2 protein-coding genes are annotated in these 4,649 nt (G+C 72.5%); both read left to right on the top strand.

Annotated features, from left to right (window positions below):
- A partial coding sequence (locus AC5P1B_RS35440) for an SDR family NAD(P)-dependent oxidoreductase (protein WP_493892147.1) occupies positions 1 to 2,781 on the top strand: 2,781 nt, incomplete at its 5' end.
- A gap of 57 nt (positions 2,782 to 2,838) precedes the next feature.
- The coding region (locus AC5P1B_RS35435) for a type I polyketide synthase (protein ID WP_493892146.1) at positions 2,839 to 4,649 on the top strand (1,811 nt) is incomplete at its 3' end.

Raw genomic sequence — 4,649 nt, 5'->3', positions numbered from 1 at the left:
GGTTGTGAGGCGGAGGATATTCGCGCCAAGCGCGTTGCCGTCGACTACGCGTCGCATACGTCGCAGGTGGAGTCCATCCGCGAGGAGCTGCTGCGGGTCCTGGAGGAGGTGAGCCCTCGGAGCGGGACGGTGCCGTTCTACTCGACGGTGGAGGGCGAGCGGGTCGATACGGCCGGGCTTGACGCCGCGTACTGGGTGCGGAATTTGCGGCGGGAGGTGCGGTTCGGGCCGACGGTGGAGCGGTTGATCGGTGACGGCTTCGGCGTGTTCGTGGAGTGCAGTGCGCATCCGGTGCTGTCGATGAGCGTTCAGGAGACCGCTGGCCCGGAAGCGCCCGTGACCACGGTTGGTTCGCTGCGGCGCGATGACGGCGGGCTCGGGCGGTTCCTGACGTCGCTCGCCGAGGCGCAGGTCAAGGGCGTACGGATCGACTGGGCGCCGTTGTTCCCGGGGGCCTGTCCCGTGGATCTGCCGACGTACGCCTTCCAGCGTGAGCGCTACTGGCTGGAGGAGAGCACGGCCGTGGTGGCTTCGGACCGGGACGAGGTGGAGGCGCGGTTCTGGGAGGCTGTTGAGCGCGAGGACCTGGAGGAGCTGGCGCTGACTCTCGGGGTGGAGGGCGGCCAGGACGGGCTGGGCGCTGTGTTGCCCGCGTTGTCGTCCTGGCGGCGGCAGCGCCGTGAGCGGTCCGTCATCGACTCCTGGCGCTACAAGGCCGTGTGGCGGCAGCAGACCGGCATCGCCAAAGCCGCGCTGACCGGGACATGGCTTGTGGTGGTGCCCGCGTCGCAGGCCGCCGACCCGCTGGTCGGCGGTGTGCTGGGCGCGCTCGGTGAGCAGGGAGCCGAGGTGCGGCGGCTGGACGTGGACGCCGCCGACGCGCACCGGGAGAAGCTGGCGGTCAGGATCTCCGAGGCCATCGGCGAGGCCGGTGAGGCCGGTGACCTGGCGGGAGTGCTCTCCCTCTGGGCGCTGGACGACGCGCCGCACCCGGAATTCGCCGGCACGGCCGTGGGCGTGCTCGGCACGCTCAGCCTGTTGCAGGCGCTGGGTGACATGGGCGCCGAGGCGCGGGTGTGGTGCGCCACCCGGGGCGCGGTCGCCGCGAGCGCCTCCGAGAGGCTGACCAGTGCCGTGCAGGCACAGGTCTGGGGCCTGGGGCGGGTCGCCGCCCTGGAGCAGCCCCGGCTGTGGGGCGGGCTGGTGGACCTGCCGGCCGCCGCCGACGCCAAGGCGCTGCGGCTGCTGTGTGCCGCCCTGTCCGGCGGCCACGGCGAGGACCAGCTCGCGGTCCGCGACTCGGGCGTTCTCGCGCGGCGCATGGTGCGCGCGCGGCTGGCCGACCGCACGGCGCCCCGTGCCTGGCAGCCGCGCGGCACGGTGCTCGTCACGGGCGGCACCGGGGGCATCGGCGGCCACCTGGCGCGCTGGCTCGCCGAACGGGGCGCCGAACACCTGGTGCTGACCAGCCGCAAGGGCAGGGACGCGCTGGGAGCCGCCGAACTGGAGGCGGCGCTGACCGGGCTGGGAGCCAGGGTGACCATCGCCGCCTGTGACGTGTCCGACCGGGACGCGCTGGCGGCGCTTGTGAAGCGGCTGGACGCGGACGGCAGCCCCGTCCGTGCCGTGGTGCACACAGCGGCGCACATCGAGCTGGGCACGCTGGACGGGACGACACCCGAACGGTACGCGGAGGTGTGCCGGGCGAAGACGCTCGGCGCCGAGCACCTGGACAGCCTCTTCAGCGAGGACACCCTGGACGCCTTCCTGCTGTTCTCGTCGATCGCGGGGTTCTGGGGCAGCGGTGAGCACGGTGCGTACGCGGCGGCCAACGCCCACCTCGACGCGCTCGCCGAGCACCGTCGTGGGCGCGGCCTGCCGGGCACGGCGATCTCCTGGGGCATCTGGGACGCGGCCAACGACTGGGACGAGCGCAACACGGAGCTGCGGACGCTGAAGAACGAGCGGTCAAGCAAGCACGGACTGCCGCTGCTCGACAAGGGCTTTGCGTTCGCCGCGCTCCAGCAGGTGCTCGACCACGACGAGACCTTCGTGGCGGTCGCTGATGTGGAGTGGGACCGGTTCGTGCCGCTGTTCACCATGGCGCGGGCCAGCAAGCTCATCGACGAGCTGCCGGAGGCGCGCCGGGTCCTCGACGCGGCTGACGCCGCCGACAACGCCGCCGACAACGCCGCCGACAACGCCGCTGACAGCGGCGCCGGAGCGGAGAGCGGCGCGCAGATGCTGGCGCGCTCGCTGACCGGCCGGTCCCGCGCCGAGCAGGACCACGCCCTCCAGGAGCTGGTCCGGGCGCAGGCCGCCGCCGTCCTCGGGCACGCGGCGGGCGCGGAAGCGGTCGAGGCCAACCGTGCCTTCCGCGAGCTGGGCTTCGACTCGCTGACCGCCGTGGAGCTGCGGAACCGGTTGGGTGCCGCGACCGGCCTGCGGCTGCCCGCCACGCTCGTCTTCGACTTCCCCACTCCCGTCGCCCTCGCCCGCAAGCTGCGCGCCGAGCTGCTGCCGGAGAACGAGGACGGCGAAGCCCGCCCCGTGCTCGGCGAACTGGACCAGCTGGAGACGTCGCTGGCCGGGCTGGCAGCCGACGGAAAGACCCACGAAAAGATCACCAAGCGGCTTCAGGACCTTCTGTGGAAATGGAGCGAGGCCGCTCCCGGTGCGGAGGAGACGGAAACCGCGACGGAGAGCGAAGCGACGAATGTCGAGGCGGCGACCGCCGACGAGATGTTCGCCCTGATCGACCGGGAGTTCGGTACGACCTGATTCCGGACCGCCCCCACCGTCAGGCCCGACAACCGTTCAGCACCGGGAGAACCGACCATGTCGCACGAAGAGAACGCCAACACGGAAATGAGCAACGAACAGAAACTCCTCGGCTATCTCAAGCGGGTCACCACGGAACTCCAGCAGACGCAGACCCGTCTGCGCACCGTGGAATCCCGCAGCCAGGAACCCATCGCCATCGTTTCCATGGCATGCCGCTTTCCCGGCGGTGTGCGGTCCCCCGAAGAGCTGTGGCAACTGGTCACGGCGGGCGGCGACGCCATCTCCGGGTTCCCCGCCAACCGGGGCTGGGACCTGACCGGCCTGTACGACGCCGACCCCGAGCGGGAGGGCACGACGTACGTCACCGAGGGCGGATTCCTCGGCGACGCCGACCAGTTCGACGCCGGTCTCTTCGGCATCTCGCCGCGCGAGGCGCTGGCGATGGACCCGCAGCAGCGGCTGCTGCTTGAGGCGTCGTGGGAGGTCCTTGAGCGCGCCGGGATCGACCCGCTGTCGCTGCACGGCGAGAACGTAGGCACCTTCGTCGGCGCCAACCCGCTGGACTACCGCTCCGGTATCCAGCGGATACCCGAGGGCTTCGAGGGCCACCTGCTGACGGGTGGCGCCGCCAGCGTCGTGTCGGGCCGTATCGCCTACTCCTTCGGCTTCGAGGGGCCCGCCGTCACCCTCGACACGGCCTGCTCGTCCTCCCTGGTCGCCCTGCACCTGGCGGTGCAGGCACTGCGCCAGGGCGACTGTGACCTGGCGCTCGCCGCAGGCGTCGCCGTGATGTCCACCCCGGCCGAGTTCGTCGGCTTCAGCCGCCAGCGCGGCCTGGCGCAAGACGGCCGGTGCAAGGCGTTCGGCGCGGGCGCCGACGGCATGGGCCTGGGCGAGGGCGTGGGCATCCTGCTCGTGGAGCGGCTGTCGGACGCCCGCAAGAACGGGCATCAGGTACTCGCGGTCGTACGGGGCTCCGCCGTCAACCAGGACGGCGCCAGCAACGGGCTCACCGCCCCCAACGGCCCTTCCCAGCAGCGCGTCATCGAAGCGGCGCTCGCCAACGCCCGACTGGCAGCCGGACACGTCGACGCGGTCGAGACCCACGGCACCGGCACCACCCTGGGCGACCCGATCGAGGCCCAGGCGCTGCTGGCGACGTACGGCCAGCACCGGGACGGCGACGAGCCCCTGTGGATCGGGTCGTTGAAATCGAACATCGGGCACGCGCAGGCGGCGGCGGGCGTCGGCGGCGTCATCAAGACGGTGCTCGCGCTGCGTGACGGCGTCCTGCCGAAGACGCTGCACGCCGACGAGCCGACCCCCGAGGTCGACTGGTCCGCCGGTGCCGTCTCCCTGCTGACCGACAACCGGAAGTGGCCGAGCACCGGGCGGCCCCGCCGCGCCGGGGTGTCCGCGTTCGGCATGGGCGGCACCAACGCCCACGTGATCCTGGAACAGGCCGAGCCCGAGCCGGAAGAGACGGCGGGGGAGCCGGCGGCGACCGAGGCGCCTGGCGTGCTGCCGTGGGTCGTCTCGGGCAAGAACGAAAGCGCGCTGCGCGCCCAGGCGGAGCGGCTGCGGACGGCACTGGCGGAGCGGCCCGAGCTGGCACCGTGGGACGTCGCCGCCTCCCTGATCCGTTCGCGCGCCGCGTTGGAGCACCGCGCCGTCGTCGTCGGCACCGACAGGGACGAGCTGCTGCGCGGCCTCGCCGCGATCGGCCGGGGCGAGCCGGGCGCCGGCGTCATCCAGGGCTACGCGGACGGCGGCGGCGACCGCCCCGTGTTCGTCTTCCCGGGTCAGGGTGCTCAGTGGGTGGGGATGGCGCGGGAGTTGATGGTGTCGTCCCCGGTGTTCGCGGA

The sequence above is a fragment of the Streptomyces sp. A01 genome, from assembly GCF_059026195.1.
This window is presented reverse-complemented; position numbering and strand designations above follow the sequence as displayed.